This is a genomic window from Stenotrophomonas sp. 28608_Sma (genome assembly GCF_056486185.1).
Map to the genome: position 1 here is coordinate 3,559,852 of NZ_CM151308.1, position 17,132 is coordinate 3,576,983.

General features: G+C 66.6%; 12 protein-coding genes and 1 tRNA gene. 5 read left to right on the forward strand and 8 right to left on the reverse strand.

Annotated features, from left to right (window positions below):
* Positions 1-43 precede the first annotated feature (43 nt).
* Positions 44-1,411: a metalloprotease PmbA gene (pmbA, locus tag ACZLHH_RS16905; protein ID WP_180844947.1), complete on the reverse strand. Its 1,368-nt coding sequence runs from the start codon at positions 1,409-1,411 to the stop codon at positions 44-46.
* 68 nt (positions 1,412-1,479) lie between these two features.
* Here pmbA and yjgA point away from each other — a divergent pair, with 68 nt between their 5' ends.
* Positions 1,480-2,067 carry a ribosome biogenesis factor YjgA gene (yjgA, locus tag ACZLHH_RS16910; RefSeq protein ID WP_032128993.1) on the forward strand — a complete coding sequence of 196 codons (588 nt, stop codon included), beginning with the start codon at positions 1,480-1,482 and terminating at the stop codon, positions 2,065-2,067.
* Positions 2,068-2,108: 41 nt separating this feature from the next.
* Here the strand turns inward: yjgA and tldD are convergent, their stop codons facing one another.
* Genes tldD through ACZLHH_RS16930 form a run of 4 tightly spaced genes read right to left on the reverse strand, consistent with a single transcriptional unit; the run spans position 2,109 to position 9,588 of the window.
* On the reverse strand, positions 2,109-3,554 hold the full coding sequence (gene tldD / locus ACZLHH_RS16915) for a metalloprotease TldD (protein WP_049398683.1): 1,446 nt from the start codon (positions 3,552-3,554) through the stop codon (positions 2,109-2,111).
* Between the two features lie 60 nt (positions 3,555-3,614).
* Positions 3,615-7,469, reverse strand: coding sequence for a YhdP family protein (locus ACZLHH_RS16920; RefSeq protein WP_180844946.1), 3,855 nt, complete (start codon positions 7,467-7,469; stop codon positions 3,615-3,617).
* 30 nt (positions 7,470-7,499) lie between these two features.
* Positions 7,500-8,987, reverse strand: a complete 1,488-nt coding sequence (rng, locus tag ACZLHH_RS16925) for a ribonuclease G (RefSeq protein ID WP_010482960.1) — start codon at positions 8,985-8,987, stop codon at positions 7,500-7,502.
* Complete coding sequence (locus tag ACZLHH_RS16930; protein WP_032128990.1) at positions 8,980-9,588, reverse strand: Maf family nucleotide pyrophosphatase; 609 nt, start codon at positions 9,586-9,588, stop codon at positions 8,980-8,982. Before ACZLHH_RS16930 ends, rng begins: the two co-directional genes overlap by 8 nt.
* A 131-nt stretch (positions 9,589-9,719) precedes the next feature.
* On the opposite strand from ACZLHH_RS16930, the gene ACZLHH_RS16935 reads away from it, so the two are divergent.
* From ACZLHH_RS16935 to ACZLHH_RS16950, 4 genes are all read left to right on the forward strand, one after another.
* Entirely contained in the window at positions 9,720-10,457 is a 738-nt protein-coding gene (locus ACZLHH_RS16935; protein WP_006382138.1) for an SIMPL domain-containing protein, read from the forward strand.
* 216 nt (positions 10,458-10,673) lie between these two features.
* Entirely contained in the window at positions 10,674-11,321 is a 648-nt protein-coding gene (locus ACZLHH_RS16940; RefSeq protein WP_180844945.1) for an energy transducer TonB, read from the forward strand.
* A 198-nt stretch (positions 11,322-11,519) separates the two neighbouring features.
* On the forward strand, positions 11,520-14,342 hold the full coding sequence (locus ACZLHH_RS16945; RefSeq protein WP_180844944.1) for a TonB-dependent receptor: 2,823 nt from the start codon (positions 11,520-11,522) through the stop codon (positions 14,340-14,342).
* 138 nt (positions 14,343-14,480) lie between these two features.
* The gene (locus ACZLHH_RS16950; RefSeq protein WP_180844943.1) at positions 14,481-15,902 is read left to right on the forward strand and encodes a basic amino acid/polyamine antiporter; all 1,422 of its coding nucleotides are present in this window, start codon (positions 14,481-14,483) and stop codon (positions 15,900-15,902) included.
* Positions 15,903-16,034: 132 nt separating this feature from the next.
* On the opposite strand, the gene ACZLHH_RS16955 is transcribed toward ACZLHH_RS16950, so the two are convergent.
* From ACZLHH_RS16955 to rsfS, 3 genes are all read right to left on the reverse strand, one after another.
* A tRNA-Asn gene (locus ACZLHH_RS16955) sits at positions 16,035-16,111 on the reverse strand.
* 22 nt (positions 16,112-16,133) lie between these two features.
* Positions 16,134-16,604, reverse strand: coding sequence for a 23S rRNA (pseudouridine(1915)-N(3))-methyltransferase RlmH (gene rlmH, locus ACZLHH_RS16960; RefSeq protein ID WP_005418108.1), 471 nt, complete (start codon positions 16,602-16,604; stop codon positions 16,134-16,136).
* A 64-nt stretch (positions 16,605-16,668) separates the two neighbouring features.
* Positions 16,669-17,079, reverse strand: coding sequence for a ribosome silencing factor (gene rsfS, locus ACZLHH_RS16965; RefSeq protein ID WP_005418109.1), 411 nt, complete (start codon positions 17,077-17,079; stop codon positions 16,669-16,671).
* Between the last annotated feature and the right edge of the window lie 53 nt (positions 17,080-17,132).

The window sequence follows — 17,132 nt, forward strand, 5'->3', positions numbered from 1 at the left end:
AGCTGGTTGCGTCAGGCGGGCATAGCTTACGCCATCGACGCCATCAATCATTACCGGCGATGGTCATCCGCCCCAGCAGGATCGAACCGGTCCGGATGTGCGAGCGCGGGTCGACGTCACTGCCGACCGCTTCGATGCTGCTGAACATCTCGCGCAGGTTGCCGGCGATGGTGATGCCATCCACCGGGTACTGGATCTCACCATTCTCGACGCGGAAGCCGCCGGCACCGCGCGAGTAGTCGCCGGTCACCCCGTTCACGCCCTGCCCCATCAGTTCGGTCACCAGCAGGCCATCGCCCATCTGCCGGGCGATGTCCTGCAGGGAGCCCGCGTTGGCGGCCAGCTGCAGGTTGTGCACGCCACCGGCATTGGCGGTGGTCTGCAGGCCCAACTTGCGTGCCGAGTAGCTGCCCAGCACATAGCGCTGCAGCACGCCGTCACGGACCAGGGCCGAAGCACGCGTGGCCACGCCGTCACCGTCGAAGGCGGCCGAGCGCAGGCCACGGCGCAGGTAGGGCAGTTCCTCGATCTGCATCCAGTCCGGGAACAGCTGCTGGCCAACGCTGTCCAGCAGGAAGCTGGCCTGGCGGTACAGCGCACCGCCGGACACCGCCGACAGCAGGTGGCCAACCAGGCTGCGCGCTACTTCCGGGGCGAACAGCACCGGCATGCTGCCGGTGGCCATCGAGCGAGGCTGCAGGCGGGCGACGGTGCGCTCGGCAGCACGACGGCCGACCAGGCCCACGTCTTCCAGGTCCTCCCGGGCCAACGCGCTGGTGTACCAGCCATCGCGCTGCATGCCATCGCCCTGGCCGGCGATCAGCGCACAGCCCACCGAATGATGGGTGCCACGCTCACGGCCGAAAAAGCCATGCGAATTGGCGTACACCGACAGGCTCTGCATGCTCGAAACCGAGGCGCCGTCGGAATTACGGATCTGCGCATCGGCCTCACGGCCTGCGTTCTCGCAGGCCAGGGCCAGGTCCACCGCCTCGTCGGCCTGCAGCGCCCAGGGGTGCCAGGCATCCAGATCCGGGAAATCGGTGGCCATCAGTGCGGCCTCGGCCAGGCCGGCAGCCGGGTCATCTTCGGTGTGCCGGGCGATCGCACAGGCCTGCTCGACCGTGGCGGCAAGGCTGGCCTCGTTCAGGTCGCCGGTGCTGGCGCTGCCCTTGCGTTGGCCGAAATAGACGGTGACGGCGATACCGCGGTCACGGGTGGACTGCACGGTCTCCACCTCGCCAAGGCGGACATTGACCTCCAGGCCACGATCCTCGCTGCAGCTGACCTCGGCCTGGCTGGCGCCCAGCGCACGGGCGCGGTCGAGCAGCTGCTGGGAGAGGTCGGCCAGCCGTTCCAGCCGGGCCAGGCTGTCGTCGCCGACAGCGACTTCAGGGGCGATCACGTTCAATGCTTTATCCTGTACGGGTTGGGCCCGGCATCACGCCGGGCGACTTTTTTTGAGATCAGGTAGGAACGATGCGCGGACGCGACGAAGAAACCGGTGAATTCCACGACAAGAGCCGCAGCCAGAACCGGCGCGACGCGCTCGACGTTCTGGCCCTGGGCGAGAAGCTGGTGTCGTTGACCCCGGCGCAGCTGGCACGCCTGCCGATCCCGGAAGACCTGCTGCCGCATATCGCCGAGTGCAAGCGCATCACCGCCCACATCGCCCACAAGCGCCAGCTGGCGTTCCTGGCCAAGCACATGCGCCGCGAAGAAGAAGCCACGCTGGATGCGATCCGCGATGCGCTGGATGCCAACAGCGAAACCGGCCGCCGCGAAGTGGCGATGATGCACCGCGTGGAAGACTGGCGCGAGCGCCTGCTGGCCGAAGGTGACAAGGCGCTGGCCGCCCTGCTGGACGATTACCCGCAGGCCGACCGCCAGCAGCTGCGCACGCTGGTGCGCAATGCGCAGGCCGAGAAGGCGAAGAACAAGCCGCCGCGTGCCTATCGCGAGATCTACCAGGTGCTGCGCGCACTGATGCTGCCGGCGGCGCTCGGCCTGAAGGCCAGCGCCGAAGACGCCGACCCCGTCGACAGCGACGAAGCCGACGAGGACTGAGTCCGCGCCGGCCTGGGCGGTGGCGCTGGCCATCGCCCGGCTCAGGCCTGGGTACCGCCGACCGTGATGCCCTCGATCAGCAGCGAGGGCTGGCCGACACCCACGGGCACGCTCTGCCCGTCCTTGCCACAGATGCCCACGCCCTCGTCCAGGGCCAGATCGTTGCCGACCATGCGCACCTTCTGCATGGTTTCCGGACCGTTGCCGATCAGCGTCGCACCCTTCACCGGCGTGGTGATGCGGCCATCCTCGATCAGGTAGGCCTCAGTGGCCGAGAACACGTACTTGCCGCTGGTGATGTCAACCTGACCGCCACCGAAGTTGACTGCGTACAGGCCCTTCTTCACCGAACGGATCATTTCCTGTGGGTCGTGCTGGCCGGCGCGCATGTAGGTGTTGGTCATGCGCGGCATGGTCAGGTGCGCGAACGATTCGCGGCGGCCGTTGCCGGTCGGCGCCATGCCCATCAGCCGTGCGTTGAGGCTGTCCTGCATGTAGCCGACCAGGATGCCGTCCTCGATCAGGGTGGTGCACTGGCTCGGGTGGCCCTCATCGTCGATGTTCAACGAACCACGGCGTCCGTCCAGCGTGCCGTCATCGACGATGGTCACGCCCGGGGCGGCAACGCGCTCGCCGATGCGGCCCGCGTAGACGCTGGTGCCCTTGCGGTTGAAGTCGCCTTCCAGGCCATGGCCGACCGCTTCATGCAGCAGCACGCCGGGCCAGCCCGGACCAAGCACCACCGGCATCACCCCGGCCGGTGCCGGAACGGCGTCCAGGTTCACCAGCGCCTGGCGCAGCGCCTCGCGGGCAAAGGCCTCGGGGCGGCCGTCGGCGAACAGCTCCTCATACCCGTAGCGGCCACCACCGCCGGCATAGCCGGACTCGCGGCGGCCGTTGTGCTCGACGATCACCTGCACGTTCAGGCGCACCAGCGGGCGCACGTCAGCGCCCAGCACACCGTCGCTGCGGGCGATCAGTACCGTATCGACGCCGCCGGACAGGCTCACCATCACCTGCTTCACGCGCGGGTCGGCGGCGCGCAGGTAGCCATCCAGGCGCTTGAGCACCTCGACCTTGGCCTCGTTGCCGATGCCATCGATCGGGTCCAGCGCCGGGTACAGCGCGCGCGCGTTGCCGCGCAGCAGCGACCGCCCGGACTGGGCGCCACCTTCACGCGAGATCGCACGCGCCGACTGCGCCGCCGTCAGCAGCGCATCGGCATGGATGTCGTCGGAGTAGGCGAAGCCGGTCTTCTCGCCGGAAATCGCCCGCACGCCCACGCCCTGCTCGATGGAATGGGCGCCGTCCTTGACGATGCCGTCTTCCACGCTCCAGCTCTCGCGGCGGGCATGCTGGAAATAAAGGTCGCCGAAGTCCACACCGGGGCCGAGCAGCTGGCCGAAGGTGCGCTCCAGGCCAGCGGTATCCAGGCCGCCGGGGCGCAGCAGGCGGTCTTGGGCAAGCGTCAGGGCGATATCAGTCATGGTTCTCGATCTGGGGATGCGGGGGCGCTCAGGCAAGCCCCGTGAACAGGAAAGCCGCGCTCAACGCGAGCGCGGCAGGCCGGTGACGGTCGGCGGAATGGCCGGCGCCGGTGCCGGTACGGGTGGCGGAGCCTTGTCGCGGCTGCGCTCGATCACTTCCACCTTCGGTTCCTTCCATGGACCGGTCACCTTGTAGGTACGGGCGCCAATCTCGCCCAATGGCTTGGACAATACCGCATTGGTGGCCGCGCCCAGCGCCGCCCCCACCGGACCACCGGCGACCGCACCCACCACGGTCAGCAGATTGCCTGCACGCGGGTTGACGTCGATGGTCTGGTCAAACTGCTGGTTGCGCAGGTCGGCCTGGCCGCGGATGGTGATGTTGGCTGCCGGGCCTTCGATCAGCACTTTGTCGGTGCGTGCCATGCCCTGGCCGAACTGCATGCTGCCGTCGATCTGGTTGAACGCGAAGCCCTTGGAGAAGAAGTCGCGGAAGTCGAACATCAGGCGCCGCGGCAGCTGGGTGACACTGAGCAGGCCCAGCACCCGGCCGGCGCCCGGTTCCAGCTCCAGCAGCTGGCCGTTGCGCGCGTGCAGGTCCAGGCGGCCCTGCAGGTTGCCCAGCTGGAAGTCCGACGGCCCCCCACTCCACGTGGCCTGCAGCTGCGCCTGGCCGGAACCGCCACGCAGCTGGCCGCCGTAGTCGAGGTTCTGCATCAGTCCGCCCAGGTCCTCGCTGCGCACCTGTGCGGTCAGCTCGGTGCGGGCACCACCGGTGCGGCCCAGCCAGCGACCGCTGATGTCGATCTCCTGGTCGGGCGCACGGAAGCGCAGCTCGTCCACGTTCAGGCCATTGGCCAGCGGCCGCGTACGCAGTACCGCCTGGCCCAGCACCACCTTGCCGAACTTCAGGTCGGCGATGTCCAGCGCGAACGGCGGCAGCTTGGCCGGGTCCATGTCGTTGGCGCCGGCCTGTACCCGTGCCGGTGCGGCCGATGCACCCGGAGCCGCCGGCAGGGATTGCCAGTGCACGCGGTCGAGCTGGCCACTGATGGTGCCGCCGTCTGCATTGGGGACGGTCAGGCGCCCGGCCAGCGACGGGCCGTCCAGGCGCACATCCAGTGCCTGCGCGCCCGGGCGCAGCTGCAACCGGGTCTGCTCGAACACGCCACCGATCAGCTTCAACTGGCCGACCTGCACGTCCACCGCACGCAGCGGCATGGCGTCGTCATCACTGCCACCCCGCGCCAGACTGATCCACTCCAGAGCGTCCAGGGTCGGGCTACGGCCATTGACCGTCAGCCCGCTCGGCGGCGGCTCGCGGTCGACATGGTCGCTGCCCAGCGTCACCTGCACACCGGTCTGGTTGTTGTGGCTGCGTGCGGCCAGCGCCAGGCGCTGGCCGAACGCAACGTCGATGCGGCCGGCCCCCATCGGCAGCTGTGCAGCCACAGTGGTCGCCAACGGCTCGGCAGCCGGTTTGTCCAGCGGCGCCGGCAGGTCCAGCCGGGTCCCGACCAGATCGGAGCTCAACCGCAGCTCGCTGGGCGGCGCAGGCGCCCCTGGAGCGACCTTGGGCAGGCTGACCGCGATGGTCCACGGCGAGGTTCCGGTGATGTAGGGCTTGAGCCACGCCATCTCCGGCGCGCGGTCGATCAGCACGCCAGCATCCAGCGTGGCCGACAGCTGCGATTCGAAGGCCAGTCTGCTGTCGTGCACGTAGCCACCGGCACGCAGGCTCAGGCGACCGTCCTGGCCGAGGTGGCGCACCGACAGTGCCTCGGCATCGAAACCGCCATTGCTGTAGCGCGCCTGTCCCTGCATGTTGTCGAAGGCGAGCTGGAAGCGCTTGTCGACCAGCTTCACGCCGGCCAGATCAACCGTCCCCTGCAGGTGGCCGCCACCTTCATCGTGGTGCAGTGGCTGCAGCAGATCGAAGGTCACATGCGCCGGGCCGGCAGCAGTGAGGTTGTCCAGGGTGTCGCCATAATCCTTGTGCAGCGGGCTCTGCCGCAGCATCGCCAGCAGCTTGCCCGCCTCGCTCTGCGCATCGGCGCGCACATACAGCGGCTGCTGCCCGAAATCCGGAATGCCCGCCTCGAACTTCTGCACCGCCACACCGGCCAGATCGCCGCGCCCATGCATGTCGAAGCCGGGGCCGATGAAGGCGATATCGGCGTCGACCTGGCTCATCAACGGCCAATCGTGCTGGAAACGGATGTCACCGTTGGTGATATGGCCGGTGGCCTCGAAGCGGCCATCGTTGTTGTCGAACGGCCAGTCGTCCAGGTCGCCACTGACCAGGCCGATGCCATTGCGCACCTGGCCGCCGGCCAGCGCCATGTCCAGCCAGTCGGTGGCGCCCTTGCTCATCTTGGAGTGGATCCAGAAGCGCTTGGCCGCAGTCATCGGCACGTCGTCCAGCTTGGCCGCCAGCTGCAGCCACGGCCGCGTACCGTCCCCCTGGAACCAGACCCCGCCGCGCACGTCGGCCGCATAGTCGGTGCCTTCCACGCGCATCGCCGCAGTACCGATACGCCAACCACCGCCCTCGTCGCGCCAGCCCACCACCTGTCCCGCCAGATGCAGGTCATGACGCACACCAAAGCCGGTCGGCCAATCGAACTGCAGCTGCCGTTGCGGCTGCAACTGCAGGCTGAAGCCATCCGCGTCGCCTTCGAAGCGCCCGCCCAGGCCGCGCAGGCCGGGCGAATTGCCCACGCTGGCGAAGCCCAGCGACTGCAGTTCGCCCTGCGCCCACAGCGGGCCATCGCGATCGCCCGCCAGCTGCAACTCGCGCACATCCAGCTGCGGCCTGGACAGGAACAGCCAGCGACGCAGGCCCGGTTCGAGACGATCGCTCAGGGCCAGCGCACGCAGCGCGGTGCCGGCCTGCACTTCGCCAGAACGGACCCGCAGCTGCTTGCCAAGCTGCAGCTGCAGGCCATCGAGCTGCTGCTCGCCCTCTTCGGTTTTCAGGCGCAGGCGCGGCACCTGCAACGCCCAGCCATCAGCCTGGCGCTGCCAGCGCAGGCGTGCCTGCAACCGCTGCAGCTGCAGCTGCGGAGCCGCCATCGAGGGCATCGGTGCGCCATCGATGCGGACATCACGCAGGTCCGAATCGGTGGTCACCGCCACCGGCGCGAAATCGCGCAGGGTCAGCCACAGGTTGAGTTCGCCCTTGCCTTCGCGCAGGCGCACACCGCCGGCCGCCAGCAGCGGCGACCAGGCATGGAAATCGACCGGATCGGCGCCCAGCCAGGCCTGGCCATTGCCGCGCACGCGGTCCACGTCCAGCACCGCCGTCAACGGCAGCGCTTCGGTCTGGGCCCAGGCACGCACGCCTACACGCAGGCGGTCGCCGTTGACCCGAAGGCGCACGTCGATGCGTGGCAGCGTGGTGTCGATTCCCAGCCCCGGCGCATGCACGCCCAGGCGGCCTCCGATCACCTGCAGCTCGCCCAGCCGGCGCAGCGCATCCAGCGGGTCCCCGCCATTGGCGGCCTGCGGCAGGCCGCGTACCGACCAGCGACCGTCCTCGCCCTGCTGCAGGTCGAGCGCCAGGCCACGCAGGCGCAGCTCGGTCAGCGACCGGCCAGGCAACAGGCCGCTGTACATCGATACCAGCACTTCGGCCTCGCCGATCGCCAGGCCCTGGCCGGCGCCGATGCGCAGGCCCTTGAGCTGCAGCAGCGGACCACGCCGGGTCCAGGCGGTCTGCAGCTGGTCGAAACGCACCGGCTGGCCAGCGCGTTCGCTCAGCCAGGCGGCAATCCTGTCGGGATGGCGCTCGGCCAGCGGCAGCAGCTGGCTGAGGGTGCCCACCAGCAGTGCAAGCCCGACCAGGCCCACCGCGCAGGCGGCAATGAAATGACGGCGGATCCTTCGCAGTCGCAGGCGCGGCGGCGCGCTCATCGGCCACCGCCGGCCTGCGGCCGGCGAGGATCAGAGCAGAACGACATCGAATTGCTCCTGCAGGTACTGCTCGTCCGCCTGGAAGCGGATGCTCTTGCCGAGGAATTCCTCCAGCTCGGCCACCGCCGCGGATTCCTCGTCGGTGATGCGCGCGACCACCTTGGTCGACGCGATCACCAGCAGGCGCGCGGCATCGAACTGGCGCACGGCACGGGTGATCTCGCGGAAGATCTCGTAGGTCACCGTCTCGGTGGTCTTGATGCTGCCGCGGCCGCTGCACTGCGGGCAGGTCTCCGACAGCTGGCGCTCCAGGCTTTCCACCGTGCGCTTGCGGGTCATCTCCACCAGGCCCAGCGGCGAGAAGTCGTACACCGTGGTCTTGGCATGGTCGCGGGCCAGCGCCTTTTCCAGGGTGCGCAGCACCTGGCGGCGATGCTCGGCATCGTCCATGTCGATGAAATCGATGATGATGATGCCGCCCAGGTTGCGCAGCCGCAGCTGCCGTGCCACCGCCTGTGCCGCCTCCAGGTTGGTGCGGAACACCGTCTCTTCCAGGTTGCGCTGGCCGAGGAACGAACCGGTGTTGACGTCGATGGTGGTCATCGCCTCGGTCTGGTCGATCACCAGGTAGCCACCGGATTTCAGCGGCACCTGCTTGTCCAGCGCGCGGCCGATCTCGTCCTCCACCCCGAACATGTCGAAGATCGGGCGATCACCGCTGTACAGCTCGATCTTCTCGGCCAGCACCGGCATGTACTTGGCAACAAAGGCCTGCAACTGCGCGAAGGTCTCCTTGGAGTCCACCTTCACCTTGTCAACGTCCTTGCGGATCAGGTCGCGTACCGATCGCAGCGGCAGGCTCAGGTCTTCATAGATGTTGCTGCACGAGGCCGCTTCGCGGCCACGACGCTCGACCACGTTCCAAACGCGCGACAGGTAGGCGATGTCCTCGGCGATGGCCTCTGCCGGCTGGCCCTCGGCATTGGTACGCACGATGTAGCCGTAGCCTCCGTGCTGCGCCGACAGTTCGGTCACCAGCGCCTTCAGCCGGGCGCGCTCGGTTTCATCCTCGATGCGTGCGGAAACGCCCACGACCTTGGATTGCGGCAGCAGCACCATGTAGCGCGAGGGAATGCTGATCTGGGTGGTCAGGCGTGCGCCCTTGGTCCCGATCGGGTCCTTCACCACCTGCACCACGATGTCCTGGCCGTCGCGCAGCAGCTCGACGATCGGCACGCTGGATGGCGGCGGCAGCGTGGTGTTCTCGGTATCGGCACTGGCCACCGGCGCCGGCCGCACCACGTCGTTGGCATGCAGGAACGCGGCACGCTCCAACCCGACTTCGACGAAGGCGGCCTGCATGCCGGGCATCACCCGCTGCACCTTGCCCTTGTAGATGTTGCCGACCACACCCCGGCGCCAACCGCGCTCGATGTGCAGTTCCTGCAGCATGCCGTTCTCGATCACCGCGACCCGGGTTTCGCGCGGGGTCACATTGACCAGGATTTCCTCAGACATCGGCAGCCTCCCTGGCGGCATCGGCAGTTGTGGCCGGCACGCCGCAGCGCGCCAGCAGACGATCGGTATGCAGCAATGGCAGCCCCATGACGCCGGAGTAGCTGCCGGAAAGATGTTCGATCCAGCGCTCGGCCCCGCCCTGGATGGCGTAGGCCCCGGCCTTGTCCAACGGCTCGCCGGTGGCCACGTAGGCGGCGATGTCGGCAGCGTCGATCGGGGCGAAGGTCACTTCGGAAATGACCAGTTCGCTGTCCAGCCCGTCCGCGCCGACCACCACCACGGCGGTCATCACCTGATGGGTACGCCCGGCAAGGCGCGCCAGCATCGCCCGCGCATCGGCGGCGTCAGTGGGCTTTCCGAACACGTCGCCATCCAGTACCACCTCGGTGTCCGAGCCGAGCACGCGCGCCTGCGGGTCATCGGCCAGCACCCGGGCCAACCCGGCGCGCGCCTTGTCGGCGGCGACCCGGCAGACATACTGTTCGGCGCTTTCAGCGGGCGCGCGCTGCTCGACGACCTCCAGGTCCAGGGCCTGGAAGGGGCGTCCGAGTCGGGCCAGCAGCTGGTTGCGTCGGGGGGAGCGGGAAGCAAGATAGAGCATCGGCACAGCATAACCTGAGGCCGCCACCTGAATCGTCGGCAACCCGTCCCGGAACGTGCGCAACCCCGAACGGGCTCACAGCGCGTTCATCGCTACGACACCACCCTCAACGGCACAACAAGGAGTTCTCCATGCGCCTGACCGCCACCCCGCTGCTGCTCGCCCTGTCCCTCGCCCTTGGAACCTCGATGACCGCCCATGCTGCCCCGTCGTCGCCGTCGATCGCCGCCCCGGCCGAAGGCACCCTGCTGAACATCTCGGCCAATGCCGAGGCGACCCGCGTGCCGGACGTGGCCACCCTGTCGGCCGGCGTGGTCACCCAGGCTGCCGATGGCAACAGCGCCATGCGCCAGAACGCCCAGCAGATGGACAAGGTACTGGCCGCGATCAAGGCCGCCGGCATCGCCGAGCGCGACGTGCAGACCAGTGGCGTCAGCCTCAACCCGCAGTACCGCTATGCCGACAACGAAGCACCGAAGATCACCGGCTACCAGGCCAGCAACACGGTCAGCCTGAAGGTGCGCGACATCGCCAAGCTGGGCAAGGTGCTGGACGCACTGGCTGCGCAGGGCGCCAATCAGATCAACGGCCCCAGCTTCGAGATCGACCAGCCGGAACCGGTCTACGACGAAGCGCGCCTGGCTGCACTGAAGAAGGCCCAGGCCCGCGCCCAGACCTATGCGAAGTCGCTGGGCCTGCAGGTGCGCCGCATCGTCAGCATTTCCGAGAACGCTGGCGGCGGCTACCGCCCGATGCCGATGATGCGGGCCATGTCGGCCGGCGCGGCGATGGACAAGGCCACCCCGGTCGCACCGGGTGAATCGACCGTCTCGGTCAACCTGGACGTGGTGTTCGAACTGGGTCGCTGATCCCGTTCGCCATTGCCGACAAAGGCGGATCCCGCAGGGGATCCGCCTTTTTCATGCCCGTAGCCGGCGTTGGCTGAAGGCCAGCCCAACGATCGCCCCCCTGCCTCTAGGCAGTGGCTGCCCTGTCGCGCTACTGATGGACTGCCAGCCGCGTGCGGCAACCCCGCCACGGGCCCTGGTGCGTTGAGGACTTCGTCACTGGCATGGAGGTGGACCATGGTTCGTACGTATCCCGTTGCATCCCCGCACTTCGACCCCGCCCGCGTTGCCGCCTGGAGCGCGGCCATCGCCCTGCATCTGCTGGCCTTCCTGTTGCTGCTGATCCCGGCGACCTACCAGGCCGTGCAGGTTCCGCGTGACAAGACCACGGTACGGCTGATCGAGAAGATCCCCCCACCGCCGGCACCGCCGAAACTGGAGCCAAAGGAGATCGCTCGGGTCGTGCCGAAGCCGCATGCACAGCCGGCAACGCCGCCCCTGCCAGCTCCCACCGCGACCGTGGAGGACACCCAGGGCATCGCACTTCCAGCGGCCGAACCGGCCCCGCCACAGCTCGCGCCGAGCATCGACAGTGCTGCACCGCTGGCCGGAGCGCAGCTGCAATACCGCAGTGCACCGCCCCCCACCTATCCGGTGCCGGCCCTGCGCAATCATGAGCAAGGCACGGTGCTGCTGCGGGTGGAAGTCGACAGCAGCGGCCAGCCAGTCATGGTCAGCATCGAGCGCAGCAGTGGCTCGCGCAGCTTGGACCAGGCCGCGCGCCAGCAGGTGCTGAAGCGCTGGCGTTTCGAACCGGCCCAGCGTGATGGCGTAGCGGTCCCGGCCATCGGCCTGGTGCCAGTGCAGTTCTCGCTGCCGGAGTGATCGTTCCGGGCCGGCCCGGCGACCCGTCGGGCCGGCTTTCACACGCGAAAAGACAGAATCGGCAAAGCCAGCGGTCAGGCGTTACGAATTAAGCAAAATTTCACTGCTTCGTCACCCATCGGAAACCTAGATTGGCCCGTCCCGGAACCTTCCGGAGACAGCCCTCAACGCTATGGTTTTCCAGTTAGGAGAGAAGCTGTGAAACACCTGATCCAACGGCCCGCCAGCCGCCGCCGCTGCACCCTGGCATCATCCATCACCCATATCCTTGCCGGCAGCACGCTGCTGCTGGTTGGTGCGGTAGCTTCCAACTCCGCCTTCGCGCAGGAGCAGGAGAAGGCCACCAACCTCGACCGCATCACGGTCACGGGCTCAAACATTCCGCGCACCAACACCGAAACACCGTCGCCGGTGCAGGTGGTGACCCGCCAGGAAATCGACCGCACGGGCAAGACCACGTTGGCGGAGTATCTGCAGACCATCACCGCTGACGGTGCAGGCTCGATTCCCAAGACTTTCGGCAACGGCTTCGCAGGCGGTGGCGCCGGCATTTCGCTGCGCGGCCTCGGTGCGGGTTCCACGCTGGTGCTGTTGAACGGCCGCCGCATGGCGACCTACGGCCTGGCTGATGACGGCCAGAAGGTGTTCACCGACCTCAGCACCATTCCGCTTGATGCCGTCGAGCGTGTGGAAGTACTGAAAGACGGCGCCTCGGCGATCTATGGCTCCGACGCCATCGCAGGCGTAGTCAACATCATCCTGCGCAGTGACTTTCAGGGCGCCATCCTGCGTGCGTCGTATGGTCTGTCCGGCGACAGCGATGGAGATTCCAAGAAGGCAACCCTTACCGCTGGTACCGGCGACTTGGCCAGCGATGGTTGGAACGCATTCTTCAGCCTGGACGTCGGCAAGACCGATGCCATCAAGATCAGCGATCGCAAGAACCGCAAGTGGATCGGAACCGGCGATACTCGCCCGTGGGGCTACGATGCAGCCGATTCGCAGTTCCTAGGCGGCGCGTATCTGTCCAATGGCGCGGCAGGCGGCGTTGGCCCCAATGGTTCTGTGTTCGACGACCGCAATGCAACCGAGGAAAACCCTGCCTTCCTGGTTGCGCTGCCGGGCTGTGCGAACCTCACCACCATTCCTGGCCAGTCAGACGCCAGTGCACAGGCTCAAGGCTGCCTGTGGGATCCGGCACAGCAGTATCGCGACCTGACCCCGGAAGAGAAGTACATCAACGTGTTCGGTCGCGCCACTTTCGCGTTTGGTGAAGGCGGCGAGATCTACACCGAAATCGGCTACTCGAAGAAGGAAACGATTTTCAGCAACACGCCATCGGGCGCGGCCGGCACCTGGGGTTTCCCAGGTGGCGTAGTCACAGCGAACAGTGGGTCCAAAGCCACCGTGCTTGGCCCGGACCATCCTGACAATCCGATCCCCGGCCAAGCGTCCAGGCTGCGCTATGCAGCATGGGATGTCGGTCCGCGTGTAACCAACAACACCAACGAGTTCAACCGATTCCTGGTCGGTGTCAAGGGAAACTGGGGTGACTGGAGCTACGATACCGCCTATCTACATTCGGCAACCGACCTGGTCAACAAGCGCACCGGCTTCCTACGCTACAGCGCTGTGCAGTGCGCACTGGGCAACCCGAACTGCGCAGGCGGCGTGTGGCGCATCGGTGACAACGCCAATCTGAACTCGCAGGCGCTTTACGACTACATCTCACCGACCATCAGCGCCCGTGCAAAATCCGGTCTGGATATGTTCGATTTCACCGTGTCGCGCAGCCTGATGGATCTCAAGGGCGGCCCACTGGGCCTGGCGATCGGCACCGAATGGCGCAAGACCAGCAACAGCCTGACGCCGCAGACCTACACCGATACGGGTGACATCATCGGCTTGGGCTATTCTGCCTATGACGGCACGCAGAACGTTTACGCTGGCTACGTCGAACTGTCCGCACCGGTCCTGGAACAGCTGGAACTGTCAGGCGCGCTGCGTTACGACAAGTACGAAAGCGGAGAAGGCAAAGCCACACCGAAGCTCGGCGTTAAATGGACGCCGGCCGACTGGATCGCTCTGCGGGCCAGCTATGCCGAAGGTTTCCGCGCGCCGAACCCCGCCGAAAACGGTGACGGTGGTCTGGCTGCATTCTCGAACGCAACCGACCCGCTGCGCTGCGAAATTGACCCTACCGAATGCAATGTCCCTGCCCGCACGGTGGCGATCATCACCCGCCCGAACAAGGATCTGAAGCCGGAGGAATCCAAGAGTTACTCTGTGGGCATCGTGCTGCAACCAACGTCTTCGACTTCGATGACAGTCGATGCATGGCAGATCAAGCGCACCAATGAAATCGCCCAGGGCAGCACTACGGCAGCGATCAGGGCCGGCAACGTCGTACGTGACATCAACAACATCGGTGGCGTGCCCAACAGCGGCAACATCCTGGCGGTCAATACAGCGTATGTGAATGCCAATTCCTCGCGTGTTCGGGGCATCGATACCGATATCCGCCAAACGTTCGACATCGGCCCTGGCCAGCTGGAACTGGACCTGCAATGGAGCCATATCCTGAAGTTCGAGCGAACCGAGGGCACCGAGACCGTCGACTATGCCGGCACCCACGGCAACTGCGACGTCACCAACTGCATCGGCACGCCGAAGGACAAGATCAACTTCGGTACCACCTGGCGGCAGGGGCCGTGGAGCGTCAGCGGCGTTGCCAACTACATCGGCAAGATGGATAACACTGATAAGCGCGGCGGCACGTATCAGGCGTTCTATGCAGATGGCACGCCGGTGACGAAGATCTCCTCCTTCACCACGTTCGACCTGTCGGGGCGCTGGAACATTACAGACGCCTTCGAACTCAACGCCTCCGTGGCCAACGTATTCGACCGTATCGCTCCTCTCGATCCGACCACATATGGCGGCGTGAACTACAACCCGATGCACTTCTCTGGTGCGCTGGGCCGCTACTTCACCGTCGGTGCCAAGTACACCTTCAAGTAATACAGGCAACACCCTTCAACGCAGCAACTTCGAAGGCCCGGGCAGCTGCCCGGGCCTTCGTCGTTCCGCCCCTTGCAGGCATGTTCACGGGCACATGGCTACCGTGTGCACGCGGCATCACCGCCGCAGGGGATCTGCATGGCCGCAACTTCGCAACGCCTGGGCCTGCCCGCGTTGACTGCACTGGTGGTCGGCTCGATGGTCGGCGCCGGCATCTTTTCATTGCCGCAGAACGTGGCGCGCAGCGCCGGCCCGGCCGCGGCGCTGATCGGCTGGGCCCTGAGCGGCGCGGGCATGCTGATGCTGGCCTTCGTGTTCCAGGCCCTGGCCAACCGCCGGCCTGATCTCGATACCGGCATCTACGCATATGCGCGCGAAGGCTTCGGCAACTACATCGGCTTCTCCGCTGCGTGGGGCTACTGGGTCGCCTCGGTGCTCGGCAACGCCAGCTTCTTCGTGCTGATCTTCAGTGGCCTCGGCCACTTCATGCCCGTGTTCGGCGAAGGCAATACCCCGGCCGCCGTGGCCGCATCGTCATTGCTGTTGTGGACCGTGCACCTGCTGGTGCTGCGCGGCCTGCGCACGGCCGCCATCGTCAACGGCCTGGTGACCGTGGCCAAGCTGCTGCCGATCGCGCTGTTCCTGATCCTGGCGGCAGGCGCGTTCCGCATGGACGTGTTCCGTGCCGATTTCCTCGGCACGCCCGCGCTCGGTGACCTTGGCCAGCAGCTGCGCGGCATGATGCTGGTGACCGTGTGGGTGTTCATCGGCATCGAGGGCGCCAGCATCTACTCGCGGCGCGCCGCACGCCGTGCCGACGTGGGTCGCGCCACGGTGATCGGCTTCCTCGGCGTGTGGCTGCTGCTGGTGCTGGTCAGCCTGTTGTCGATGGGCGTGCTGTCGCAGGCGGAACTGGCCGGACTGCCTAATCCGTCGATGGCCTATGTGCTGCAAGCCATTGTCGGCGAATGGGGCGCGACGGTGATCATCATCGGTTCGATCATCTCCGTTCTCGGTGCATTGCTGGCCTGGGTGCTGCTGTGCGCCGAAGTGCTCTATGCCGCCGCAGGTGACGGCACCATGCCGGCCTTCCTGGGGCGTGAGAACGCGCGCGGCGTGCCGGCCAATGCACTGTGGTTGAGCAACGGGCTGATCCAGTTGTTCCTGCTGCTGGTGCTGGTCAATTCCGGCAGCTATACCGGGCTGGTGCTGCTGGCCGCGTCGATGAGCCTGGTGCCCTACTTCCTGTCCACGGCATTCGGCGTACAGCTGGCCTGGCGTGGGCAGGCCTATGCCGGTGAACCGGGCGTGCGCTGGCGCGATTTCGTGGTCGCACTGCTGGCCAGCGCCTATGCGCTGTGGCTGGTGTATGCAGGCGGGCTGGACAACCTGCTGCTGTCGGTACTGCTGTACGTGCCCGGCGTGGTGTTGTTCGCATTGACCCGGCACCAACGCGGCGAACAGGTATTTACGCGTTGGGAAGGGGTACTGTTCGCTGCGATCCTGGTTGTGGCGGTTGCTACGCTGGTGGCGTTCTGGCGAGGCAATCTCACGCTGTAGACCCGAGTCCAGGCTCGGCTGGTTCATCCGCAGCAGCCGAGCATGGCTCGGCTCCACAACAGCAGTCGCGCAACCTCGACGCTACAAAGACGCAAAAAAAAACCTGCATCTCGCGATGCAGGTTTTTCAAGGTGGCGCCCGAAGTTGGACTCGAACCAACGACCCCCTGATTAACAGTCAAGTGCTCTAACCGGCTGAGCTATTCGGGCAGACGACTAGTATAACCACTCTTCACGCGCGATGGTAGGGGTGATTGGCAATCATTGCGGCAGCCCGATAAAGCTGCTCGGCCACCACCAGGCGCACCAGCATATGCGGCAGCGTCAGCGGGCCGATCGACCACTTCTCATCGGCCAGCGCGGACACCTCCGGCGAATGCCCTTCCGGACCACCGATCAGGAACGCCAGGTCCCTTCCCTGCCCGCGCCAGTGTTCCAGGCGCTGCGCCAGCTGTTCGGAACTGAGCTGGCGGCCCGGCACGTCCAGCGCCACCACATAGGCATTCTTCGGCAGCGCAGCGATGACCCGCTTGCCTTCATCTTCGGTGGCGCGACGCGGATCGCGCCCCTTGCCACGCAGGCCGGGCTCGATTTCCACCAGCTCGAACGGCAGCCAGTGCGACAGCCGCTTCTGGTACTCGGCGAAGCCCTGCGCCACCCAGCTGGGGGCGCGTTCACCGGTGGCGATCAGGCGGGCTTTCATCAACGGTCCTCCAAAACGTCGACGGCGCCATCGGCGCCGTCGAAGGGATGCATCAACGTGTGGCTCAGGCCACTTCGTCGTCGCTGGACGGCGGCTGGTCGCCGACGGTCCACAGGCGCTCGAGGGCGTAGAACTCACGCACGCGCGGCAGCATCACATGGACGATCACGTCGCCCAGATCGACCAGCACCCACTCGGCTTCGCGCTCGCCTTCCACGCCCAGCGGCATCACGTCGATGTTCTTGGCGAAGCGCACGACTTCGTCGGCAATCGACTTGACGTGGCGGGTCGAGGTGCCCGAAACGACGATCATGTAGTCGGCAACGCTGGACCGGCCGCGCACGTCGATCTCGACCAGGTCCTTGGCCTTCAGGTCTTCGGTGGCTTGGCGGACGCTGGCCAGCAGTTCCGGCACGGACGGCGGCGGGCTGGGCAGATCGACCTTGATGGTCTGGGGCTGGGTCTGGTTGCTCAAAGTGGATCGACTCGATAAACGTGGGGGCGATTATACGGGGATGGCGCCGCTGC